The organism is Frigidibacter oleivorans (assembly GCF_003993775.1).
Classification (GTDB): Bacteria; Pseudomonadota; Alphaproteobacteria; order Rhodobacterales; family Rhodobacteraceae; genus Frigidibacter; species Frigidibacter oleivorans.
Genome location: NZ_RJRZ01000001.1, coordinates 415,455 through 438,532, shown reverse-complemented (window position 1 = coordinate 438,532; position 23,078 = coordinate 415,455). Strand labels below are relative to the sequence as shown.

General features: G+C 70.3%; 23 protein-coding genes. 15 read left to right on the top strand and 8 right to left on the bottom strand.

The features are described 5' to 3' along the window. Positions 1-6: 6 nt before the first annotated feature. Positions 7-1,362, bottom strand: coding sequence for an oxygen-independent coproporphyrinogen III oxidase (hemN, locus tag EEY80_RS02270; RefSeq protein WP_126974917.1), 1,356 nt, complete (start codon positions 1,360-1,362; stop codon positions 7-9). A gap of 56 nt (positions 1,363-1,418) precedes the next feature. Here hemN and fnrL point away from each other — a divergent pair, with 56 nt between their 5' ends. Together fnrL and EEY80_RS20255 are read left to right on the top strand one after the other, a co-directional pair. Beyond that, entirely contained in the window at positions 1,419-2,165 is a 747-nt protein-coding gene (fnrL, locus tag EEY80_RS02265) for a transcriptional regulator FnrL (RefSeq protein ID WP_126974916.1), read from the top strand. Positions 2,166-2,197: 32 nt separating this feature from the next. After that, positions 2,198-2,593 (top strand): hypothetical protein, encoded by a 396-nt coding sequence (locus EEY80_RS20255; RefSeq protein WP_205749010.1) that lies wholly within the window; start codon positions 2,198-2,200, stop codon positions 2,591-2,593. A gap of 16 nt (positions 2,594-2,609) precedes the next feature. On the opposite strand, the gene EEY80_RS02255 is transcribed toward EEY80_RS20255, so the two are convergent. Beyond that, positions 2,610-3,449 (bottom strand): universal stress protein, encoded by an 840-nt coding sequence (locus tag EEY80_RS02255; RefSeq protein ID WP_126974915.1) that lies wholly within the window; start codon positions 3,447-3,449, stop codon positions 2,610-2,612. A 207-nt stretch (positions 3,450-3,656) separates the two neighbouring features. On the opposite strand from EEY80_RS02255, the gene ccoN reads away from it, so the two are divergent. Genes ccoN through ccoP form a run of 4 tightly spaced genes read left to right on the top strand, consistent with a single transcriptional unit; the run spans position 3,657 to position 7,135 of the window. Continuing rightward, complete coding sequence (ccoN, locus tag EEY80_RS02250; RefSeq protein WP_126974914.1) at positions 3,657-5,255, top strand: cytochrome-c oxidase, cbb3-type subunit I; 1,599 nt, start codon at positions 3,657-3,659, stop codon at positions 5,253-5,255. Between the two features lie 11 nt (positions 5,256-5,266). Beyond that, complete coding sequence (ccoO, locus tag EEY80_RS02245; protein WP_126974913.1) at positions 5,267-5,992, top strand: cytochrome-c oxidase, cbb3-type subunit II; 726 nt, start codon at positions 5,267-5,269, stop codon at positions 5,990-5,992. A gap of 10 nt (positions 5,993-6,002) precedes the next feature. Continuing rightward, positions 6,003-6,266, top strand: a complete 264-nt coding sequence (locus EEY80_RS02240) for a cbb3-type cytochrome oxidase subunit 3 (protein WP_126974912.1) — start codon at positions 6,003-6,005, stop codon at positions 6,264-6,266. Beyond that, positions 6,263-7,135, top strand: coding sequence for a cytochrome-c oxidase, cbb3-type subunit III (gene ccoP / locus EEY80_RS02235; RefSeq protein WP_126974911.1), 873 nt, complete (start codon positions 6,263-6,265; stop codon positions 7,133-7,135). The genes EEY80_RS02240 and ccoP overlap by 4 nt, the downstream gene beginning before the upstream one ends. Positions 7,136-7,384: 249 nt before the next feature. Here the strand turns inward: ccoP and EEY80_RS02230 are convergent, their stop codons facing one another. Next, the gene (locus EEY80_RS02230) at positions 7,385-7,564 is read right to left on the bottom strand and encodes a hypothetical protein (RefSeq protein WP_126974910.1); all 180 of its coding nucleotides are present in this window, start codon (positions 7,562-7,564) and stop codon (positions 7,385-7,387) included. 197 nt (positions 7,565-7,761) lie between these two features. Between EEY80_RS02230 and EEY80_RS02225 the strand changes: the two genes are divergently transcribed. The 5 genes from EEY80_RS02225 to ccoS all read left to right on the top strand — a co-directional run bounded on the left by EEY80_RS02225 (position 7,762) and on the right by ccoS (position 12,965). Beyond that, complete coding sequence (locus EEY80_RS02225; RefSeq protein WP_164738106.1) at positions 7,762-8,547, top strand: CPBP family intramembrane glutamic endopeptidase; 786 nt, start codon at positions 7,762-7,764, stop codon at positions 8,545-8,547. Positions 8,548-8,705: 158 nt separating this feature from the next. Further along, positions 8,706-10,130 carry a cytochrome c oxidase accessory protein CcoG gene (ccoG, locus tag EEY80_RS02220; RefSeq protein WP_126974908.1) on the top strand — a complete coding sequence of 475 codons (1,425 nt, stop codon included), beginning with the start codon at positions 8,706-8,708 and terminating at the stop codon, positions 10,128-10,130. A 1-nt stretch (position 10,131) separates the two neighbouring features. Beyond that, on the top strand, positions 10,132-10,611 hold the full coding sequence (locus EEY80_RS02215; protein ID WP_126974907.1) for a FixH family protein: 480 nt from the start codon (positions 10,132-10,134) through the stop codon (positions 10,609-10,611). Further along, positions 10,608-12,797, top strand: coding sequence for a heavy metal translocating P-type ATPase (locus EEY80_RS02210; RefSeq protein WP_126974906.1), 2,190 nt, complete (start codon positions 10,608-10,610; stop codon positions 12,795-12,797). The genes EEY80_RS02215 and EEY80_RS02210 overlap by 4 nt, the downstream gene beginning before the upstream one ends. 9 nt (positions 12,798-12,806) lie before the next feature. Beyond that, positions 12,807-12,965, top strand: coding sequence for a cbb3-type cytochrome oxidase assembly protein CcoS (gene ccoS / locus EEY80_RS02205; RefSeq protein WP_126974905.1), 159 nt, complete (start codon positions 12,807-12,809; stop codon positions 12,963-12,965). Positions 12,966-12,997: 32 nt separating this feature from the next. Here ccoS and EEY80_RS02200 read toward each other — a convergent pair whose 3' ends face one another. Then, positions 12,998-14,779, bottom strand: a complete 1,782-nt coding sequence (locus EEY80_RS02200; RefSeq protein WP_407920706.1) for a D-alanyl-D-alanine carboxypeptidase family protein — start codon at positions 14,777-14,779, stop codon at positions 12,998-13,000. Positions 14,780-14,946: 167 nt separating this feature from the next. Next, positions 14,947-15,672 (bottom strand): HAD family hydrolase, encoded by a 726-nt coding sequence (locus tag EEY80_RS02195; protein ID WP_126974904.1) that lies wholly within the window; start codon positions 15,670-15,672, stop codon positions 14,947-14,949. A gap of 147 nt (positions 15,673-15,819) precedes the next feature. Between EEY80_RS02195 and clpS the strand changes: the two genes are divergently transcribed. Beyond that, the gene (gene clpS, locus EEY80_RS02190; RefSeq protein ID WP_126974903.1) at positions 15,820-16,164 is read left to right on the top strand and encodes an ATP-dependent Clp protease adapter ClpS; all 345 of its coding nucleotides are present in this window, start codon (positions 15,820-15,822) and stop codon (positions 16,162-16,164) included. Between the two features lie 38 nt (positions 16,165-16,202). On the opposite strand, the gene hemC is transcribed toward clpS, so the two are convergent. Beyond that, entirely contained in the window at positions 16,203-17,135 is a 933-nt protein-coding gene (gene hemC / locus EEY80_RS02185; RefSeq protein WP_164738105.1) for a hydroxymethylbilane synthase, read from the bottom strand. Between the two features lie 102 nt (positions 17,136-17,237). Here hemC and hemE point away from each other — a divergent pair, with 102 nt between their 5' ends. Next, complete coding sequence (hemE, locus tag EEY80_RS02180) at positions 17,238-18,311, top strand: uroporphyrinogen decarboxylase (protein ID WP_126974901.1); 1,074 nt, start codon at positions 17,238-17,240, stop codon at positions 18,309-18,311. On the opposite strand, the gene EEY80_RS02175 is transcribed toward hemE, so the two are convergent. Then, positions 18,308-19,366 (bottom strand): NAD(P)/FAD-dependent oxidoreductase, encoded by a 1,059-nt coding sequence (locus EEY80_RS02175; RefSeq protein WP_126974900.1) that lies wholly within the window; start codon positions 19,364-19,366, stop codon positions 18,308-18,310. The two genes, hemE and EEY80_RS02175, sit on opposite strands and share 4 nt — an antisense overlap. A gap of 51 nt (positions 19,367-19,417) precedes the next feature. Here EEY80_RS02175 and mnmD point away from each other — a divergent pair, with 51 nt between their 5' ends. Together mnmD and EEY80_RS02165 are read left to right on the top strand one after the other, a co-directional pair. Continuing rightward, positions 19,418-20,110, top strand: coding sequence for a tRNA (5-methylaminomethyl-2-thiouridine)(34)-methyltransferase MnmD (mnmD, locus tag EEY80_RS02170; RefSeq protein ID WP_126974899.1), 693 nt, complete (start codon positions 19,418-19,420; stop codon positions 20,108-20,110). After that, positions 20,107-20,997, top strand: a complete 891-nt coding sequence (locus tag EEY80_RS02165; protein WP_205749009.1) for a DMT family transporter — start codon at positions 20,107-20,109, stop codon at positions 20,995-20,997. The genes mnmD and EEY80_RS02165 overlap by 4 nt, the downstream gene beginning before the upstream one ends. Here the strand turns inward: EEY80_RS02165 and EEY80_RS02160 are convergent. Beyond that, complete coding sequence (locus tag EEY80_RS02160) at positions 20,994-22,931, bottom strand: lytic transglycosylase domain-containing protein (RefSeq protein WP_126974898.1); 1,938 nt, start codon at positions 22,929-22,931, stop codon at positions 20,994-20,996. The two genes, EEY80_RS02165 and EEY80_RS02160, sit on opposite strands and share 4 nt — an antisense overlap. Positions 22,932-23,078: the final 147 nt, after the last annotated feature.

The following is a 23,078-nucleotide window of genomic DNA, read 5'->3' as shown; positions in this document are numbered from 1 at the left end:
CCCGGGTCAGATCGCGGGGCTGTGGCCGGCCTTCGACAGGTCGAACGCGTCGAAGCTGCGGGCGATCATCCGGGTCAGCGGCCGCGCCACCTCGGGCACCGAAAGGCCCTCGGGCCCCACTGTCAGCATGTCGCCGAAGGCGGCCTGCGCCAACCCGAACAGCGCGTCGATCCGCGCGGGCGTGGTGTCGAAGTCGCGCAGCAGTTCGGCCCGGTCGATGCGGAAGTCGCACATCACCGCCTCGATCATCCGGGCGCGCAGCAGATCCTCGCCCCGGAACTCATGCCCGCGCGCGGTCGAGAAGCCGCCTTCCTCGATCGCCTTCACATGGGCCGAGGTCGCCGGCGCGTTCTGCGCATAACCTTGCGGGAAGCGCGAAATCGCCGAGGCCCCGAGCCCGATCAGCACCGGCGCGGTGTCGTCGGTATAGCCCTGGAAGTTGCGGCGCAGCCGGCCCTCGCGCGCCGCCCGCGCCAGACCGTCCCCGGGCCGGGCGAAGTGGTCGATGCCGATTTCCTGGTAACCGTCCCACAGGAACAGCTGCCGCGCCGTCTCGAACAGGGCCAGCCGCTCCATCGGGTTGGGCAGCGTGTCCGAGGGGATCATCTGCTGGCGCCGCGCCACCCAGGGCACATGCGCATAGCCGTAGAGCGCCACGCGGTCCGGCGACAGCCCCAGCAGCTTTTGCACCGAATCCGCGATCTTCACCGGGGTCTGGGTCGGCAGGCCGAACAGGATGTCGGCGTTCAGCGACGGCACGCCGCGCTCGCGGATCAGGTCCACGGTCCGGCGGGTCACCTCGTGGCTCTGTTCGCGGCCGATGATCTTCTGGATCAGCGGGTCGAAATCCTGCACGCCGATCGAGGCGCGGTTCATCCCCAGCGATGCCAGCACGTCGAGCCTTGGGGCGTCGATCTCGTTCGGGTCGATCTCGACCGAAAATTCGCCGCCCTCGGCCAGGGGCACCGTGGACAGGATCGCCTCGCCGATCCGGTGCATCACCTCGGGCGGCATCAGCGTCGGGGTGCCGCCGCCCCAGTGCAGCCGCGCCAGCCGCACCCCGCGCGGCAGGTGCCGGGCCAGCAGCGCGATTTCCCGTACCAGCGTCTCGGCATAGCTGCGGACGGGATCCTCGCTTTTCGTGCCCTGGGTGCGGCAGGCGCAGAACCAGCAGAGCCTGCGGCAGAAGGGCACATGCAGGTAAAGCGAGATCGCCTCACCTTCCGGCACCGCGCCGATCCAGTCGGCGAACCGGTCGGGCCCGACCGCCGTGCCGAACTGCGGCGCGGTCGGATAGCTGGTGTAGCGCGGCACCCGCGCGTCGAACAGTCCCAGACGATGAAGTTGCGATTCCTGTGTCATGGGCGTAGGGATAGGGGACCGTGCGCCGATCAGCCTTGACCCAAATCAATCCTCAGATGTCGCTTCAGGACGCCCCCTCGCTGTCGCTTCATTGCGGAGACTGCCCGATCCGGCACCGGGCGGTCTGTTCGCGCTGTGGCAGCGACGAGCTGGCCCGGCTGGAAGAGCTGAAATACTATCGCAGCTACGAGGCGGGGCAGACCGTCATCTGGTCCGGCGACCGCATGGATTTCGTGGCCTCGGTCGTGTCGGGCATCGCCACCCTGACCCAGACGATGGAGGACGGGCGCACGCAGATGGTGGGCCTGCTGTTGCCGTCGGATTTCGTCGGCCGCCCGGGGCGCGAGACGGCGGCCTACAACGTCATCGCCACCACCGACCTCCTGATGTGCTGCTTCCGCAAGCGCCCGTTCGAGGAGATGCTGGTCAGCACCCCCAATGTCGGCCACCGGCTGCTGGAAATGACGCTGGACGAACTGGACGCGGCGCGGGAATGGATGCTGCTTCTGGGGCGCAAGACCGCGCGCGAGAAGATCGCCTCGCTGCTGGCCATCATCGCGCGGCGCGACGCCTCGCTGAAGCTGCGGCCGATGCAGGGGCGGATGTCCTTCGACCTGCCGCTGACGCGCGAGGCGATGGCCGATTACCTGGGCCTGACGCTGGAAACCGTCAGCCGGCAGGTGTCGGCGCTGAAGCGCGACGGGATCATCGAGCTCGAGGGCAAGCGCCACGTGACCGTCCCCGATTTCGACCGCCTGCTGGACGAGGCGGGCGACGATTATGACGGCGGGTATCTGAACTGACGGCTGCATCGCGTGGGTTACCGGGGACCGAGATGAGTGACTTCGACGCCGAACGACAGATGCAGCGCGAACTCGGGACCCTGCTCGGGCTCGAGCAGACCGAAGCGCGAACTCTGGCCGCAATCATCCGCCACTGCGCTTTGAAGGGCGGCATTCCCCTTGGCGGAGCGGGCGCGGTCGGCATGGCCGGGGCAGGGACCGTGGTAATTCCGGTCGTGGGCGCCGTTCCCGGCTGGCTCGCCGGCTTCGCGGCAGGGTTCGTCGGAGGCACCTTGATGTGCACGCTTGCCCAGCGTGGCGTGGTCGTCCAAAGCCTGAAGCAGACGTTGAGCAGCGTTTCTGGACGGTCTCCTAGCGAAACCGACGCGCTGGTTCAGTTGCGCCAGACGCTGGCCCGTGTAGGCAAGGCCAGCGTCCCTTCGGCCTAGAGGCCGGCGCGGCAACCTAGTGCGCCATGAACACCGGGCGTTCGGTCGCTTCCAGCGTGTTGCGGGTGGCGCCGCCGAGGATCGCCTCGCGGAACCGGGAATGGCCGTAGGCCCCCATCACCAGAAGGTCGGCATCCGTGTCGCGCAGGTGCCGCGCCAGGATGTCCGAAATGCGCGGCATCGTCTTGGCCAGCACCGAAACCTCGGCCCGCACCCCGTGGCGCGACAGCCATTGCGACAAGAGGCCGGCCGGGTCCGACCGTTCCGGTCCGTGCTGGGGCGGGTCGATCACCGCGATGTTGACCATCGCCGCCCGTTTGAGGATCGGCAGCGCCGCATGCACCGCGTTCAGCGCCTCGACGCTCTGGTTCCAGGCGATGACGACGCGCTGGCCCGGGATGGCCTGCAGCCCGGTTTCCGGCACGACCAGCAGCGGTGCGCCGCCCTCGAACATCGCGGCCTCGACAATGGCCTCGCATTCGCCGGGCTGGCCCTTGGCATAGGGCTTCATCTGCACGACCAGATCGGCGAAGCGGGCGCGCAGGGCGATCAGCCCGCTCATCGCGCCCAGCTGGGCCACGGCCGCCTCGCAGGACCAGCGGATGTCCTCGGCGGCCATGCGCTGGCGCAGCGCGGCCTCGACCTCGGCCACGTCGCGCTGCGCCTGCTCGATCATCTCCTGATACACGAAGCCGGTTGCCCCGGCGTAGTAATAGCCCGTCTGCGTCCGGTCGATGCCAAGCGAGAACAGTTCCAGATGCGCGTCCTCGGCCCGGGCAAGCGCCACGGCCGCGTCGATCTGTGCGGCCTGTGCCTGCGGATCGGTGACGATGGTGAGGATGGACTTGTAGGCCATGTGGCGGATCTCCCTGAGCCGATTGGTCCCGGGCCGAGTCGTAGACCCCGCCCCCCTGCGCCGCCTTGATGCGGATCAAACCGGCCTTTTCCGATCAGTTGACCCAGATCAAGGCGTTGCCCCGCGCCGCGCCCCAGAAGCGGACCAGTCTGCAAAGCCATCGCCGGCACGAGTCGCCGGCAGCGACAGGACAAGGGACGCAACGATATGTGGGACTATATCAAGCTGATCGTGCTTGGTGCCATCGCGGTGCTGGCCGCGATCGCGGCCAATTATGCGCGCGATCTGGCCTACATGGTGAACGCACTGACCGTGATGCTCGCGGCCGCGGTGACGTTCCTGTGGGTCTTGCGGCGCATGGACGAACCTCGTCCGCCGCGCCTGGACGAATACAACGACGGCGTGATCCGCGCCGGGGTGATCGCCACCTCGCTCTGGGGCGTGGTGGGCTTTCTCGCCGGCACCTTCATCGCCTTCCAGCTGGCCTTCCCCGACCTCAACTTCGGCTGGGCGGACGGCTACATGAACTTCGGCAAGCTGCGTCCGCTGCACACTTCGGCGGTGATCTTCGCCTTCGGCGGCAACGCGCTGCTGATGAGCTCGTTCTACGTGGTGCAGCGCACCTCGGCGGCGCGGCTGTGGGGCGGCAACCTCGCCTGGTTCGTGTTCTGGGGCTATCAGCTGGTGATCGTGCTGGCGGCCACGGGCTATATCCTCGGTGCCACCCAGTCGAAGGAATATGCCGAACCGGAATGGTATGTGGACTGGTGGCTGACCATCGTCTGGGTCGCCTATCTGGCCGTCTTCCTCGGCACGATCCTGAACCGGAAAGAGCGGCATATCTACGTCGCCAACTGGTTCTACCTCAGCTTCATCGTCACCATCGCCATGCTGCATGTGGTGAACAACATCGCGATCCCGGTGTCGGTCTTCGGGTCGAAGTCGGTGCAGCTGTTCGCGGGCGTGCAGGACGCGATGACGCAGTGGTGGTATGGCCACAACGCCGTCGGCTTCTTCCTGACCGCGGGCTTCCTCGGCATGATGTACTACTTCGTGCCCAAGCAGGCCGAGCGGCCGGTCTACAGCTACAAGCTGTCGATCATCCACTTCTGGGCGCTGATCTTCCTCTACATCTGGGCGGGTCCGCACCACCTGCACTACACCGCGCTGCCCGACTGGGCCTCGACGCTGGGCATGGTGTTCTCGATCATGCTGTGGATGCCGTCCTGGGGCGGGATGATCAACGGGCTGATGACCCTGTCGGGGGCCTGGGACAAGCTGCGCACCGACCCGGTGATCCGGATGATGGTGGTCGCAGTCGGCTTCTACGGCATGTCCACATTCGAGGGGCCGATGATGTCGATCAAGGCGGTCAACTCGCTCAGCCACTATACCGACTGGACCATCGGCCACGTGCATTCCGGCGCGCTCGGCTGGAACGGGATGATCACCTTCGGCGCGCTCTACTTCCTCGTGCCGCGGCTCTGGAACCGCGAACGGCTCTACAGCCTCAGCCTCGTCAGCTGGCACTTCTGGCTGGCCACCATCGGCATCGTTCTCTACGCGGCCGCGATGTGGGTCACCGGCATCATGGAAGGCCTGATGTGGCGCGAGGTCGATAGCCAAGGCTTCCTCGTCAATGCCTTCGCGGACACGGTCGCGGCCAAGTTCCCGATGTATGTGGTGCGCGGGCTCGGCGGGGTCATGTACCTGACCGGCGCGATCATCATGGTCTACAACCTCTGGGCTACCGTCGCCCGGCAACCTGCCCGCGGGCCGGTTCCGGTCGCGGTCCCGGCCGAATAGGAGCGCCGGGCATGGCAATCCTCGACAAGCACGCGGTTCTGGAAAAGAACGCCACATTGCTGCTGGTGGCCTCGCTCTTCGTGGTCACGATCGGCGGCATCGTCGAAATCGCGCCGCTCTTCTATCTCGAGAACACCATCGAGAAGGTGGAGGGCGTGCGCCCCTACACGCCGCTGGAACTGACCGGCCGCGACATCTATGTCCGCGAAGGCTGCTATGTCTGCCACAGCCAGATGATCCGCCCGATGCGGGACGAGGTCGAACGCTACGGCCATTACAGCCTTGCCGCGGAATCGATGTACGATCATCCGTTCCAGTGGGGGTCGAAGCGGACTGGGCCGGATCTGGCCCGGGTCGGCGCCCGCTATTCCGACGAATGGCATGTCGATCACCTGACCGACCCGCAATCGGTGGTGCCGGAATCGGTGATGCCGAAATACGGCTTCCTGTCCGACCGTCTCATCGAGCCCGAACATATCGAGGACCTGCTGAACACCCACAAGCTGGTCGGCGTGCCCTATACCCCCGAAATGATCGAGGCAGCGAAGGACGACTTCACCGCGCAGGCGGACCCGGACAGCGACTATGACGGTCTGCTGGAACGCTATCCCGGCGCCGTGGTCAGCAATTTCGACCGCGCCCCCGGCGTGACCGAGATGGATGCCCTGGTCGCCTATCTGCAGGTTCTGGGCACGATGGTCGACTTCTCGACCTTCACCCCGGATGCGAGCCGGTGAGGGGGGCGTGATGGACTATCACCTGCTTCGGGAATTCGCGGACAGCTGGGCGCTGCTGGCGCTGACCTGCTTCTTCGCGGGCGTCATCCTCTGGGCCTACCGGCCCGGCAGCAGCCGCGCCTATCGCGACACCGCGAACATTCCCTTCCGCAACGAGGATCGGCCGGCCGCCGGCTGCGCGGGCGACTGCGGCAGCTGCGGCTGCGGGCCGGACAGGGCGCCCGATGTGGCCCCCGATCCGGCCCCCCACATGGCCAAGGAGGCCAGGACATGAGCAAGGCTCCCACCAAGACCCCGGCCGGGCAGGTCGGGACCACCGGCCATGAATGGGACGGGATCGAGGAACTGAACAACCCGCTGCCGCGCTGGTGGCTGTGGACCTTCTACGCCACGATCATCTGGGCGCTGCTCTACACCATCGCCTATCCGGCCTGGCCGCTGATCAGCGGCGCCACCCCCGGCATCCTCGGCCAGTCCACCCGGGCCGATGTCGCGGCAGAGATCGCCCGCGTCGAGGCCGCCAACGCGCCCATCGAGGCGCGTCTGGCCGCGACCGACCTGACGCAGATCGCCGCCGATCCCGACCTGTCGAACTATGCGATGAACGCGGGCGGCGCCGTCTTCCGCACCTGGTGCGCGCAATGCCACGGATCGGGCGCCGCGGGGGCCGAGGGCTATCCCAACCTTCTGGACAACGACTGGCTGTGGGGCGGTTCGATCGAGGACATCCACGCCACCGTGACCCACGGCATCCGCAACACCACCGATGGCGAGGCGCGCTATTCGGAGATGCCGAAGTTCGGCGCGGACGGGCTGCTGGAAGAGGCGCAGATCGCGGCGGTGGTGCAGCATGTGCTGGCGATCTCGGGGCAGCCGCATGACGCGGTGCTGGCCGCCGAGGGCGCGACGGTCTTCGCCGACAACTGCGCCGCCTGCCATATGGAGGAAGGCACCGGCGACCGCAGCCAGGGCGCCCCGAACCTGACGGATGCCATCTGGCTGTACGGCGGCGACGAAGCCAGCCTGACCGAAACCGTGACCAATGCCCGCTTCGGGGTGATGCCGAACTGGAACACGCGGCTGAGCGAGGCCGAGATCCGGGCGGTGGCGAGCTATGTCCACAGCCTCGGCGGCGGCGAATAGGCCCATGCGACCATGACACGAGGGGAAGGCGCCGGCGGGTCCGGCGCCTTTCGCGTTCGGTGACGCGCCGCGCCGGGCGGCTGTTGACCTAGGTCAAGGCCGGAGCCGGCGAATCGGCCTATCCAGAGCCATGCCACGGGTTGTGCGCCCGGGGCACTGGCACCGGCGCCTCGTCCTGTTCGCGCGTTTCCTGGGGGCGGCCGGTGCCACCTTTTCCCCCCAGCATCCTTCCGGCCGTCCGCGAGACGCTCAGCCCGGCAGCGCTGCCCGAACGAAGGCCGCCAGCAGCCAGAAGCCGTGCCAGAGCGCGCCGGCCAGCATCAGCAGCCCCCATCCCGCCAGCGCCGCCAGCCACAGCAGCAGCGGCAGGGCCAGCACCAGCAGGATCGCCCGCCAGTGCCGCCCGATCCACCGCAGTGTCGCGGCCATTGCCTCACGCCCCGTCATCGACCCGCCTGTATCGCCGCCCCGCCGTCATCGGCAGCCTAGCCGCCGGCCTGCGGCGCCCAAGCAGGCGGTCGCGCGGGCATCGCCGGGCGATGCGCCGGCGCCGGACCTTCCGCCGCGCGCGGGCGTTTACCGCCGCGGTCCGCTCCGCCATAGTCGCGTCAGGAAGGTCAGTAATCGTGCCCCATCGGAACCGTCTCGCCCTCGCCCTGCTTGCGCTTGTCCTGTGGACGGCGATCACGACCTGGGGCATCTGGCGCCCGGCCGACCCGGTGGCATTGGTGGACAAGGTGTCGGCCACCATCGCCTGGCGGGTCATCGGGGCGGGGCTGTTCCTGGCGGTTCTGGTCCGCCTCGCCGGGTGGCGCGACATCGGGCTGACCCTGCCGCGGGTCTGGCCGGCGCTGCGCATCTTCCTGCTGCCCTCGGTCTATCTGCTGCTGTTCCTTGCCGCCGTGGCGGTGGTGGGCCTGCCGCCCGCGCCGGTGGTCGCGGTGCTGGTGGTCAACATGCTGGCCGTGGGCTTTTCCGAAGAGCTGATGTTCCGCGGCGTGCTGTTCGCGGCGCTGCGGACGCGGCTTGGCCTCTGGCCCTCGGTCTGGGCCAGTTCCGCGCTGTTCGGCTGCGTGCATCTGCTGAACGCCTTCACCACCGGCCAGCCGCTGGCCGCGGCGATCCAGGCGCTGACCGCCTTCATGACCGGGGTGTTCTTCATGGCGACGGTGCTGCGCACCGGGTCGCTGTTGCCCTGCATGCTGTACCATGCGGCGTGGAACTTCCTGCTGGCCGCCGCGGCGGTCGCGGCGGTTCCGCCGGGCGAGGTGCAGCCGGGCGCGCCGGACAATCCGCTGGCCTATCTGCTGCCGATGCTGCTGATCCTGCCCAACTTCCTGTACGGGCTGTGGCTGCTGCGCCGCCTGCCGCCGGAGGCGCGGGACCCCGCCATCCGAACCCGCGCCACCTGAACCCGCGCCACCTGAACCCGCGCGGCCCGATGCGACGCCCCGCCGCAGGTCCGGCGGGAATGATGTATCGCGGACTTTCCGAATGTTGATGCAGGTCAAAGTGTGGCGTGCCGCCTTGACCTAGACCGGGGTGAGCCACCTCCTGCCGGAGCCTCGCCATGAGCACGACCGAACCCACTGCCCTCTATGCCGCGCGCGAGCCGGTCTTCCCGCGCCGGGTGAAGGGGCGGTTCCGCAGCCTGAAATGGGTGCTGATGGCGATGATGCTGGGCATCTACTACGTCACGCCCTGGATCCGCTGGGACCGCGGCCCCGGAATGCCGGATCAGGCGGTGCTGGTCGATCTCGCCAACCGACGCTTCTTCTTCTTCATGATCGAAATCTGGCCGCACGAATTCTACTTCGTTGCCGGCCTGCTGATCATGGCAGGGCTGGGCCTGTTCCTGTTCACCTCGGCGCTCGGCCGGGTGTGGTGCGGCTATGCCTGCCCGCAGACGGTCTGGACCGACCTCTACATCCTCGTCGAACGCTGGGTCGAAGGCGACCGGAACGCGCGGCTGCGGCTGTGGAACCAGAAATGGGACCTGCGCAAGGCGCGGCTGCGGGCGGTGAAGTGGACGCTGTGGTTGCTGATCGGGGTCGCGACGGGCGGGGCCTGGGTCTTCTACTTCACCGATGCGCCGACGCTGCTGCGCGATCTGGTGACGCTGCAGGCGCATCCGGCGGCCTGGATGACGATCGTGATCCTGACGCTGACCACCTTCGCCTTCGGCGGCTTCGCCCGCGAACAGATCTGCATCTATGCCTGCCCCTGGCCGCGCATCCAGGCGGCGATGATGGACGAGGACACGATCACCGTCGCCTATCGCGAATGGCGGGGCGAGCCGCGCGGCAAGCATCGCAAGGCCGAGGGCGCGGCGGCGCTCGGCGACTGCATCGATTGCATGGCCTGCGTCAACGTCTGCCCGATGGGCATCGACATCCGCGACGGGCAGCAGCTGGCCTGCATCACCTGCGCGCTGTGCATCGACGCCTGCGACGAGGTGATGGGCAAGATCGGCAAGCCGCGCGGCCTGATCGACTATCTGGCGCTGAAGGACGAGGCGGCGGAACGCGCCGGCGCCCATCCGAAGAAGATCTGGAAACACATCTTCCGGGTCCGCACGCTGGTCTATTTCGTGCTGTGGGGCGGTATCGGCGTGGCGCTGGTGGTGGCGCTGTTCCTGCGCTCGCCCTTCGATGTCAGCGTGACGCCGGTCCGCAACCCGATCTTCGTCACCCTGTCGGACGGGTCGATCCGCAACACCTACGAGGTGCGGGTCCGCAACAAGCAGCACGAGCCGCGCAGCTTTGCCTTCAGCGTGGCGGGCGTCCCGGACCTCGCCGTGACCGTCGAGGGCGGGACCGAGGCCGCGCAGGACATCGCCGCCGACACGCTGGGCGAGACGCGGCTCTACGTCGTGGCCCCGGCGGGCAGCGCCGCCGCCGCCGCCGAGCGCAGCCAGATCGCGATCTGGATCGAGGATACCACCAGCCGCGACCGGGTGTCGGTGGACACGATCTTCAACGGGAAAGGACAGTAGCATGACCGAGGCAACGCGCGGACGGCCCCTGACCGGGCGCATGGTCCTGGCGATCACCGTGTCGGCCTTCGCGCTGATCATCAGCGTCAACGTCTTCATGGCGGTGCAGGCCGTGGGCACCTTCCCGGGGCTGGAGGTGGCGAATTCCTATGTCGCGAGCCAGAGCTTCGACGCCGACCGCGCCGCGCAGCAGGCGCTCGGCTGGCAGGTGGGGCACAGCTATGAGGGCGGCGTGCTGACGCTGGTGATCCGCGACGCGCAGGGCCGGCCCGCGCCGGTGGCGGCATTGTCGGTCATCGTCGGGCGCACCACCCATGCGCGCGAGGACCGGCCGGTGGAACTGACCTATTCCGGCGGGCTTTACACGGCGCCGCTCGGCCTCGCCCCGGGGGCCTGGCTGCTGCATCTGGAGGCGCGGGCGGCGGATGGCACCGCCTTCCGGCAGCGCTATGACCTGATGGTGCCGGAGAGGGCGGAATGACCACGCCCGCCCTGTCCGCCTGCCCGGCCTGCCTCGCCGCCCCCGCGGCCGAGCGGCTGGCCGCGGCGCCGTCCGCATCCGGCCCTTCCGCGGCGCGGCTGTTCCTGTCGCTGCCGACCGCCCATTGCGCGACCTGCATCGCCGATGTCGAACGGGCCCTGGCAAGCGTGCCGGGCGTGCGGACCGCGCGCGTGAACCTGACGCTGAAGCGCGCCGCGATCGAGGCCGCGCCGCAGGTGACGGCCGAAACGCTGATCCGCGTGCTGGACGCCATCGGATACGAGGCGCATGAGCTCGACCCCGACACGCTGGCGATGACCGCGACCGACCGGCGCGGCCGCGACCTCTTGATGCGGATCGGCGTGTCGGGCTTCGCGATGATGAACGTCATGCTGTTGTCGGTCGCGGTCTGGTCGGGGGCCGAGGCCGCGACCCGCGACCTGTTCCACTGGATTTCCGCCGCCATCGCCCTGCCCACGGTGATCTTCGCCGGCCAGCCCTTCTTCGCCAGCGCCTGGACCGCGCTGAAGGCGCGCCGGCTGGGGATGGACGTGCCGATCAGCCTCGCTCTGATCCTCGCCTCGGGCATCTCGGTCTACGAGACGGCGCAGCATGGGCATCACGCCTATTTCGACGCGGCGGTCATGCTGTCCTTCTTCCTGCTGGTCGGCCGCTATCTGGACTATCGCACCCGCGCCATCGCCCGGTCCGCCGCCGAGGAACTGGCCGCGCTGGAGGTGCCGCGCGCGACCCGGCTGGCCGGCGGGACCGAGACTGTAGTGCCGGTGGCCGAACTGCGCCCCGGCGACCGGGTGCTGGTGCGGCCGGGGGCGCGGATGCCGGCCGACGGCATCGTGACCGAGGGCGCGAGCGAGCTGGACCGCAGCCTGCTGACGGGCGAAAGCCTGCCGGTCTGGGCGGGCGAGGGCACGGCCGTCAGCGCGGGCGAGGTCAACCTCACCGGCCCGCTGACGGTGCGGGTGACGGCGGCGGGGCGCGAGTCGAGCCTGCACCGGATGGCGGAACTGGTCGCCATCGCCGAAAGCGCCCGCAGCCGTTATACCTCGCTGGCCGATCGGGCGGCGCGGTTCTATTCCCCCGCCGTGCATCTGCTGGCGCTGACGTCCTTCCTCGCCTGGCTGCGGATCACCGGCGGCGACGTGCGCCATGCGCTGAACGTCGCGGCGGCGGTGCTGATCATCACCTGCCCCTGCGCGCTCGGCCTGGCCGTGCCCGCCGTCGTCACCGCGGCCTCCGGCCGGCTGTTCCGCAAGGGGCTGCTGATCAAGGACGGTACCGCGCTGGAACGCCTGGCCGAGGTCGATTGCGTCGTCTTCGACAAGACCGGCACCCTGACGCTCGGCGCACCGGAACCGCTGGACCTGGATGCGCTGCCGCCGGAGGATCTGGCGCTGGCCGCGGCGCTGGCGGGGGCCTCGTCCCATCCGCTGGCGTGCGCGCTGGCCGAGGCGGTGCGGGGCAGGGGGGTGGTCGCCACCCCGGTCGCCGCCCTGCGCGAGGTGCCGGGCTATGGCATCGAGGGGCAGTGGCAGGGCCGCACCGTCCGCCTTGGCCGGGCCGGATGGGTCGGGGCCACGCCCGCCGCCACGACCGCCACCTATCTCGACACCGGCACCGGTGCCCCCCGTGCCATCGCCTTCGCCGACCGTTTGCGCCCCGGCGCGGCCGAGGCGGTGGCGGCGCTGAGGGCGCGGGGGCTGTCGGTCTGGCTGGTCTCGGGCGACGTGCCCGCCGTGGTGGCGGCACTCGCCGGACGGCTGGGCATCGCCGACTGGCGGGCCGAGGCGCTGCCGGCGGAAAAGGCCGCGCTGGTGGCGGACCTGTCCGCGCAGGGGCGCCGCGTGCTGATGGTGGGCGACGGGCTGAACGACACCGCGGCGCTGGCGGCGGCCCATGCCTCGATCTCGCCGGCCTCGGCGCTGGATGCGGCGCGGGCGGCCTCGGACATCGTGCTGCTGGGGCAGGATCTGGCCCCGGTGGCCGAGGCCCTGCGCGTGGCGGTGAAGGCCCGCCGCCGCATCCGCGAGAATTTCGCGCTGTCCTTCGGCTATAACGTCATCGCGGTGCCGGTGGCGCTGATCGGGCTGGCGACGCCGCTGGCGGCCGCGCTGGCGATGTCGATCTCCTCGATCAGCGTGTCCCTGAACGCGCTGCGCCTGCGCTAGGAGGCCCCGATGGAAATGCTCGCCTGGCTGATCCCGATCTCGCTGTTCCTGGGGGGGATGGGGCTCGCCGCCTTCTTCTGGTCGCTCCGGGACAACCAGTATGACGATCCCGAAGGCGATGCGCGGCGCATCCTCAACCGGGACTGGGACGACCGACCGAAGCCCTGACGCCTATGCGCTGAGGCCGGTGTGGCGGGGCGTCACGGCCCCACCACCTCGCAATCCTGGCTGCGGGCCTGCAGACGGCGGCAGGCGGCCTCGGCCATTTCTTCCGTCATGCCGACGAAATTCGCGTCGAAGCCCGTCGCGCGGGTGACAACCTTGCGCAGGCTGCCCTCCAGCACCGAGGACTCGGTCAGCGCCGTCTGCAGCAGCGCCCGTTCCGCGTTGTAGCGCGTATTGAACAGGCCGATGCTGATGCCGTGATGCCGCCCGCCCGAGGTCGAGACGCGGCTGACCACCTCCAGTTCGGGTTCCGGGGCCGGGGCGTCCGTCTGTGCCGACATCAGGATGATGGTGCCGGGCCGGGCGACCGGCGCCGGGGCCAGCGCCGCCGCCAGTTCCAGCGTCTCGGGCTGGGGCGCGGTGCTCTGGAATTCGGCCACCTGGGTTTCGACCGGCGTCACCGGAACCGCGGCCTGGGTCGCGGTCGGAATCGGGGCCGGGGCGGCCGTCACGGCCCCGGGCAGAACGGCGGCGACCTCGACCGGCGCCTCCGCCGCCTCGCCCACGCTTTGGGCGACGGTTTCGGCCACGGCCTCGGCGGCGGGCTGCAGCGCGGCGACGGCCAGGGCCGCGGGCCGGGCCATCGGGCGCAGCGCCGGGATCGCGGGCGCGGTCGCCGCGGCGGCCAGTTCCACCTCGGGCGCGATCTCGGCCACCACCTCGGGAACGGCTTCGGGCACTGCCTCTGCCACGGCGGCCGGGGCATCGTGCACCTGCGCCAGCACCGCGTCGATATTGTCCTGCATCGCCACCAGCATCTCGGGCGGCGGCGCGGCGACCGGGGCCGCGGCGGCACCCGGGCGCATCCGCGGCCGCGGGCTGGTCAGCACCGCCACCTGCAGGCGGATGATCTTGCCGGCGCCGCCGGGCGATTCCGGCAGGCTGTCGCGGCCCGGCCCCAGATAGGCCACCGCCTCGGGCTTGATGGTGCGGGCGCCGTTCGGCGCGCGGGCAAAGCCCAGATCCAGCAGTTCCACCATCTTCTGGTTGCGCCAAGCGGTCGACTTGCCGCCCAGCACCGTCGCGATGATCCGCTTGTTGCCGCGATGCGCCGAGGCGGTCAGGTTGAACCCGGCCGCGTTGGTATAGCCGGTCTTGATGCCGTCCGCGCCCTCATAGGCGTCAAGGAAGCGGCGGTTGGTGCTGGCCACCTGCGCGATGCCGGCATCGGCCGAGCGGCGCGAGAAGATGTTGTAATACTGGGGATAGTCGTAGAACAGCCGCCGCCCGAGGATCGTCATGTCATGGGCGGTGGACAGGTGACCCTCCTGCGTCAGCCCGTTGGCGTTGCGGAAGCTGGTGTTCTTCATGCCCAGCTGGCGGGCGGTGCGGTTCATCCGTTCGGCAAAGGCCGCCTCGGACCCGCCCACGGCTTCGCCGATGGCGGTGGCCGCGTCGTTGGCCGACTTGATCGCCGCCGCCCGGATCAGATAGCGCAGCGCGATCTGCTGGCCCGGCTTCAGCCCCAGCTTCGACGGCGGCTCGGCGGCGGCGTTCTTCGACACCGTCACCTTGCTGTCGAGGCTGATCTCGCCATGCTCGATCGCCTCGAAGGCGATGTAGAGCGTCATCATCTTGGTCAGCGAGGCCGGATGCAGCCGCGTCTCGGCATTCTCCTGATACAGAACCTCGCCCGTCCGCGCGTCCATCACCAGCGCGGCATAGGGTGCCGCCAATGCCGGCACCACGGTCATGGCCGTGGCGACGATACACGCCGACAGCCGATGGAAGAGCCATCGCCCCGGAAACCTGATCACGGTTCCTGCCTTTCACTGCCTCGGATCCCGATCTGATGCCGGGATTTCACAGTCAGGCTAGCACGAGTTGGGCAGGCGGAAAATACCCGTTTTTCAATATGTTTCGCGGCGAGCTTCAGCCTGATTCCGCCGATGGAACACCTTGGGGGCGGTGCGGCCGCAGCCCACTATATCTGCGCCAGATCGTCCAGCAGCGGGCCGAGCCCGCCCAGATCCGTCAGTGCCCGATAGCGGGGATGGTCCGCGGGCGCCTCGGCCCGTTCATAGTCCCAGACCAGATCATGCGGCACGAAGACACCCCAGCCCCCCGCCTCGATCACCGGCAGCACGTCGGATTTCATCGAATTGCCGACCATCAGCGCCCGCTCCGCGCCCTCGCCGTGCCGGGCGAAGATCCGCGCATAGACGGGCGGGGTCTTGTCGGCCACGATCTCGACCCCGTGGAACAGCTCGCCCAGCCCCGACCGCGCCAGCTTCTGTTCCTGATGCATGAGGTCGCCCTTGGTGATCAGCAGCACCCGGTGCCGCGCCGCCGCCGCGACCGCCTCGGCGGCATGGGGCAGCAGTTCGACCGGGTGGTCCAGCATCTCGCGCCCGGTCTCGAGGATGTCGCGGATGACGCGGGCGGGCACCCGGTCCTCGGTCACCTCGATCGCCGTCTCGATCATCGACAGCACGAAGCCCTTCACCCCGAAACCATAGCGCGCGAGGTTGCGGGTCTCGGCCGCATGCAGGCGGTCCTGCAGCCCCTCGGCCGGGGCATGATCCGCCAGCAACTCGGCGAAACGCGCCTGCGTCAGCTTGAAGAACCGCTCGTTGTGCCACAGCGTGTCATCGGCATCGAAGGCGACGGTGGTGACCGCGGCGGTCGGGAAGGGGCCGGGATCGGGCATGGGAATCGCTCCTTGCGGGGCCAAAGTCCTGCGCCGGATTCGGTCCCGGTGCAATGCGGGTCTTCCCCGACGGCGCCTCTGCCCTATATTGGTGTCCCGAACCCCGCGTTTCGAATCCTCCCGATCCCAGATCTCCCGGAGCGTCTTGTGCCGCTGCTGCCCCTGATCCTTGCTGACCGGCCCGGTCCTCCCGGCGACGACACGTCGGTGATCACCAAGACCCGGCCGAAGACGCAGCGCCCGCCGCTGTACAAGGTGCTGCTGCTGAACGACGATTACACGCCGATGGAATTCGTCGTGCATATCCTGGAACGCTTCTTCGGGCTGAACCACGCGCAGGCGTTCGAGATCATGCTGACGGTCCACAAGAAGGGCGTGGCGGTGGTCGGCGTCTTCAGCTTCGAGGTGGCGGAAACCAAGGTCGCGCAGGTGATGGATTTTGCCCGCCGGCACCAGCACCCGCTGCAATGCACGATGGAGAAGGAAGACTAGCGCCGGCTCTTCGCGAGTCTGCTCGGCGCCCGTCCGCCTCAGCGCCAGTCGAAGAAGCCCTTGGGCGCCCGGCCCAGCAGGTCGCGCGCCAGATCGGCGCCCATCGCCTCGGCCTCTGCCACCGTGCCGCGCCGTTCGTCGGCGATGGCATCCGATCCGTCCGGGCGCAGGATCTCGCCCCTCAGCCACAGCCTGTCGCCCTCCAGCACAGCGAGCCCGGCGATCGGCGTCTCGCAGGACCCGTCGAGCGTGGCGAGATAGCTGCGTTCGGCCGCCACCCGGTGCCCCGTCGGCCGGTCATGAATCGCGGCCAGCAGGAAGGCCGCGCGCGGATCGTCCAGCCGCCGTTCCACGCCGATGGCGCCCTGCGCCACCGCGGGCAGCATGTCCTCGGGCGCGATGGCGCCGCGCGCCACATCGGCCATGCCCAGCCGGTTCAGCCCCGCCATCGCCAGGAAGGTCGCCACCGCCACGCCCTCGTCCAGCTTCCGCAGCCGGGTCTGCACGTTGCCGCGAAACTCCACCAGCCGCAGGTCGGGGCGGCGATGGGCCAGTTGCGCCCGCCGCCGCAGGCTGGAGGTGCCGACCACCGCCCCCGGCGGCAGGTCGGCGATCCGCGCCGCATGGGGCGAGACGAAGGCATCGCGCACATCCTCGCGCGGCAGGAAGCAGTCGATGACCAGCCCGCCGGGCTGCGCCACCGGCATGTCCTTCATCGAATGCACGGCGATGTCGATCTGCCCGGCCAGCAGCTGGTCCTCGATTTCCTTCGTGAACAGGCCCTTGCCGCCCAGTTCCTTCAGGGGGCGGTCCAGCACCCGGTCGCCCGTGGTCTTGATCACCACGATCTCGAACGCGTCCTCGGGCAGGCCATGCGCCGCCATCAGGCGGCGGCGCGTCTCGAAGGCCTGGGCCAGCGCCAGCGGCGAGCCGCGGGTGCCGATCTTCAGCGGGGCATGGGCGTCGGGCATCTGCATGACCTCCGGCATAGCCGCGGCAAAAGGCCCGCGCAATGGCGCGCCGCTTGACATCCCGCCGCACCCGGCGATGAAGGGCCGGGCAAGGAGATGCCGATGACCCAGTCCGCCCCCAAGAACGGGACCGCCCCGGCCACCGCCCCCCGCAAGACCATCCTGCGCGCCCTTGCGGGCGAGACGCTGGCGGTGCCGCCGGTCTGGATGATGCGGCAGGCGGGGCGCTACCTGCCGGAATACCGCGCCACCCGCGCGCAGGCCGGCGATTTCCTGGCGCTGTGCTATACGCCCGACCTGGCCGCCGAGGTGACGCTGCAGCCGATCCGCCGCTATGGCTTCGACGCGGCGATCCTGTTCGCCGACATCCTGCTGGTGCCCCAGGCGCTCGGCCTCGACCTGCGGTTCGAGGCGGGCGAGGGGCCGCGCCTGTCGACCGTCACGACGCCCGCCGAACTGGCGGCGCTGCGCCCGGTCGGCGCGATCGACGACACGCTGTCCCCGGTCTACGACACCGTCCGCATCCTCGCCCGCGACCTGCCGCGCGAAACGACGCTGATCGGCTTTGCCGGCGCGCCCTGGACGGTGGCGACCTACATGATCGCCGGGCGCGGCACCCCGGATCAGGGGCCGGCGCACCGGCTGAAACAGACGGACCGCGCCACCTTCACGGGGCTGATCGACCGGATCACCGAGGCGACGATCCACTACCTGTCGCGGCAGGTCGAGGCGGGGGCCGAGGTGGTGAAGCTGTTCGACAGCTGGGCGGGCAGCCTGCGGGGCGAGGACTTCCGCGACTTCGCGCTGGACCCCGCGCGGCGGATCATCGCCGCGCTGAAAGAGCGTCATCCCGGCCTGCCCGTCATCGCCTTCCCGCGCGAGGCGGGCCAAGGCTATGTCGGCTTTGCCCGTGCCACCGGGGCGGACTGCGTGGCCATCGACAATTCCGTCAGCGCCGAATGGGCGGCGGCGCATGTGCAGGTGGATGGCTGCGTGCAGGGTAATCTCGACCCGCGCCACATGGTCACCGGCGGCGCGGCGCTGGATGCCGAGGTGCGGCGCATCCGGGCCGCCTTTGCGGGCAGGCCGCATATCTTCAACCTCGGCCACGGGATCACGCCGGATGCCGACCCCGACAACGTCGCCCGGATGATCGCGGTGCTGCGCGAGGGCTAGAGGCTATCCTCGACGCGGAAGCCCGCCGGGATCGCGTCGCGCCCCTCCAGCATCAGCGCCGCCATCACCTCTGCCACCTTCGGCGCCATGCCGAAGCCGATCTTGAAGCCGCCATTGGCGATGAAATGCCCCGGCCGCCCCGGCCAGGGCCCCAGCATCGGCGCGCGGCTGCGGGCGCGGGGGCGCAGCCCGGCCCAGCGGTCGATGACCGGCGCATCGGCCAGCGCCGGGCAGGCGGCGCGGGCGGCGGCGATCAGCGCATCGAGTTGATCGTCGGTGGTATCGGGCGCGGCGAACTCCCGTTCGGTGGTGGACCCGATCGCCACCGTGCCGTCGGCATGGGGCACGATGTGCAGCCCCTCGACGAAAAGCTGCGGCAGGTCGGCCACCGGCAGGACGGGACGCATCAGCGCGGCCTGGCCCTTGATGCCGGTGCCGACCGTCCGCCCCAGATCGCGCGCCAGGTCCGCCAGCCCCGCCGCCCCCGTCGCCCACAGATGCAGGCCGGGACCGTCCTTTGCCTCGATCCCTTCCTCCACCTGTCCGCCGCCGGCGCGGATCGCCGCGGCCAGCGCCGCCCCCGCGGCGCGGGGCGACAGCCGGGCGGAAAGGGTGTCCTCGACCAGCAGGCCCGTGGCGCTGCGGGGCGTCCAGTCGCCGGGCGGGGCCGGGATCACCCGCCAGACGGCCTGCCCACGCCACAGCGCCCCGGCCCCTGCCGCCCGCGCCTGCGCCAGATCGCGCGCGGCGGCATCGGCCAGCGGCTGCCAGCGGCCCGTCCGCGCATAGCCCGGATCGACCCCGCCCGCCGCCGCGACCCCGGCCCAGAACCTTTCAGCCATCAGCAGGCTGTCCAGCTGGAATGCCTTCTTCGGGTTCCAGTTTTCCGGCACATGCGGGGCCAGCGCCCCGACCAGCCCCCCCGACGATCCCGCCCCGATGCGCGCCCGGTCCACCACCCGCACCGCGGCGCCTGCGCGCAGGCAGGTCCAGGCGACCGACAGGCCGAAGATGCCCCCGCCATGCACGGTCAGTTCGGGTCTGCGGCCCGCCATTGCACTTCCCCCGGCCCTTGGTCATAGCTGCAGGCCGAAGGGCTAAGGCATATGACGGGCGAGGACCAGATCTGCGGGCTGGAATGGCGCGACGGGGCGATCCCCGTCTCGACGCGTTTCGACGACCCCTATTTCAGCCTCGCCGACGGGCTGGCCGAGACCCGGCACGTGTTTCTGGCCGGGAACGGGTTGCCCGGCCGGTTTGCCCCCGGCTTTCGCATCGCCGAACTGGGCTTCGGCACCGGGCTGAACCTGCTCGCCGCGCTGATCTGCTGGCAGGATGCCGGGGTGGCCGGGCGGCTGAGCTTCACCAGCTTCGAGGCGTTCCCGATGCCTGCCGCCGACATCGCCCGCGCGCTGGCGGCCTTCCCCGAGGCGGCGGCGGTGGCCGGGCCCTTCCTTGAGGCCTGGGGGCAGGGGGCACGGCGCTTCGCGCTCGGCCCCGTCGATGTCGAGGTCGTCACCGGCGACGCCCGCCAGACGTTGCCCCGCTGGCCGGGCATCGCGGATGCCTGGTTCCTCGACGGGTTCTCGCCCGCGAAGAACCCCGAGATGTGGGATCCGGACCTGATGGCCGAGGTCGCGCGCCACACCGCGCCCGGCGGCAGCTTTGCCACCTATACCGCCGCAGGCTTCGTCCGGCGGGCGCTGTCCGCGGCGGGCTTCGCCGTCGAACGCGCCGCGGGCCATGCCGGCAAGCGCCACATGTCCCGCGGGACATTGACCGGGGGACCGTCGGCGTGACCGAACAGGATACGCGCAAGGGCATTGCGCTGATGGTGGGGACGACGGTGATCTTCGCCCTGCAGGACGCGCTGTCCCGGCATCTGGCCGGCGAATACAACGTGCTGATGGTGGTGATGATCCGCTACTGGTTCTTCGCCGCCTTCGTGCTGGCCGTCGCGGCCCGGGCGCCCGGGGGCCTGCGCGCCGCCGCCCGCAGCCGCCGTCCGCTGGTGCAGGCGCTGCGCGGGCTGCTGCTGGTGGGCGAGATCTGCGTGATGGTGCTGTCCTTCACCCTGCTGGGTCTGGTCGAATCCCACGCCGTCTTCACCTGCTATCCGCTGCTGGTGGCGGCGCTGTCCGGCCCGGTCCTGCGCGAAAGGGTGGGCTGGCGGCGCTGGACGGCCATCGCCATCGGCTTCGTCGGCGTGCTTGTGATCCTGCAGCCGGGGCGCGCCGTCTTCGCGCCCGAGGCCGCGGTGCCGCTGGTCGCGGCGGCGATGTTCGCGCTCTACGGTCTGTTGACCCGCTATGTCGGACGCGAGGATGCGGCCTCGGTCAGCTTCTTCTGGACGGGCACCGTCGGCGCGGTGGCCATCACCGCGGTCGGCATCTGGCACTGGGAATGGATGACCCCGGCGGACTGGGGCTGGATGCTGGTCCTGTGCATCGGCGCGATGTCCGCACACTGGATGCTGATCCGCGCCTATGAGGTGGCCGAGGCCTCGGCCCTGCAGCCCTTCGCCTATCTGCAGCTGGTCTGGGTCACGGCGGTCGGGCTGACGCTGTTCGGCGAGGTGCTGCGCCCCGAGGTGGTGGCGGGTGCGGCTATCGTCGTGGGCGCGGGGCTGTTCACGCTGTGGCGGTCGCGGCGCAAGGGCGCGCCGCTGCCCGCGCGGCGGATCTAGAGCAGGCCCTTCAACTCGTCGGTCAGCCGGATCGGCTGGTTCTGCCCGGTCAGCCGCGCCCGATAGATCGGCAGGCATTCGGTGACCCGCATCACGTAGTTCTGCGTCTCGACGAAGGGGATGCTCTCGATCCAGTCGACGACATCCACCTCGGGGCGGCGCGGGTCGCCGTAATCGGCCACCCATTGCCGGGGCCGGCCCGGCCCGGCATTGTAGCCGGCCGCGATCAGGGCGGCGGCGGTGCCGAACTCTTCCTCCAGATGCGCCAGATAGGCCGCGCCGAGCGCCGCGTTGTACTGCCAGTCGCCGGTCAGCCGCGACAGCGCATAGGGCTGGCCGATCTTGTCGGCCATCAGCTTGGCCGTGCCCGGCATCACCTGCATCAGCCCCCGTGCGCCGGCATGGCTGATCACCTCGGGGTCGAACTCGCTTTCGCGCCGGGCGATCGACAGCGCCAGTTCCGGCGCCACCGGCAGGTCCATCGCCTGCATGCCGTTCATCGGGAAATAGGCGGCGGGCAGGATGCGCCCGCGCGCCGCGGCCTGCTTGGCCACCAGAAGCGCCAGATGCGGATGATCCTTTTCCAGCGCATAGCCCGCCAGCGCCGCCAGATCGTCCACCGGCAGGGTTTCGGCCAGATGCAGCAGGAACCGCTCGCCCTGCGCCGTGTCGCCGGCGGCATAAAGCAGCTCTCCCGCCTGGAACACGCGCGAGGCGGTGAAGCCCGCGCCCCGCCAGTCCGGGGGGGCATCCGCGGCGGTCAGTTCGGGGGCAAGCGGCAGGCCCAGCTTTTCCGCCGCCATCAGCCCGTAGAACGAGGTCTGGTATTGCGCGCCGAAGCGATAGGCGGCCTCGGCCTCGGCGGTGCGGCCAAGCGCCTCGAAGGCGCGGCCCTGCCAGTATCCGGCGCGGCCGAGGCTGATCGGGCTGGATACCGCAGACTGGAAGCGGCCGAAATGCGCCAGCGCATCCTCGGGCCGGTCAAGCCGGCGCAGCGCCAGATAGCCCGCCAGCCATTCCAGATCGGCATAGTCCGACCCTTCGGTCAGGTGATGCGCCGTGGCGATGCGATAGGCCTGTTCCGGCCGCCCCAGACGCATCTCGCGCCGGGCGAGGATCGCGCGCCATTCCGCCCAGGCCTCGGGGCGGCCCAGGCTGTCGGCGCTGCCGGACCGTTCCAGCAGCAGGGCCGCGGCATCGTCGTAGCGGTCCTTGCGGATGCGCCAGATGAAGCGGTCATGCGCCAGCCCCGCCGATCCCGCCATGTATTCGGGCACCGCCCCGATCAGCGCGTCGACGCCGGGCGCCTGCGCCTGCAGCGCGATCCGCGCCTCGGCCACCGCCCGTGTGCCGGCGGTGACGCGTGGCAGCATCCGCCGCGCCTCGGTCAGCCGTCCGGCATCCAGGAGCGCCGCCATCCGCCCGCCGTGGTGATCGGCCAGCACCTCGCCCCAGCGGGACAGGAGCCGCGCCTCCTCCTCCGCCGTCAGCGACAGGTCGCGCCAGGCGCGCACCGCCTCGGCCTGCGCCTCGGCCGTGCGGTCCTGCGCGGCAAAGGCCTCGGCCAGCGCCAGCGCGCCGCTGCCGGTCTGCGGGGCGTCGAGCGAGAAGAAGGCGATGACCACGGCCGGGTCCTCGCCCGCCTCGATCCGGCCTTCGGCCGCCTTGCGCAGCAGGGGCAGGCCCGGCCAGTCGGGGTTCCGGCCGAGGAAGTCGCGCGCCTCGGCGAAGGTGCCCTCGCCCGCGCGCAGGCGCTGCCAGTCGAGGATGTCGATGGCCACCGGGCCGGAGAGCCGCGCCTGCCCCATCGCCACCGGCCAGTCGCCCGCGCCGCCGGTCGCCAGCGCCTGCCGCAACGCCGCGGCATCCTCGGCCCCGGCGGGGCCGGCGAGGCTGGTGGCGAGAAGGAAGGCGGGGGCAAGGCGGCGCAGCATGGGGTCCTTTCGCGGTCGGGGACAGGGCGGAATGCCCGGACCCTAGCCGCGGCCGGGCGGGCGGCTCAACACACAAACTTGGCAAGTGCGCGCCGGCCCGCTAGGGATGCGCCGATCAACCGCGCCCGAGTCCCGCCATCCGGCCCG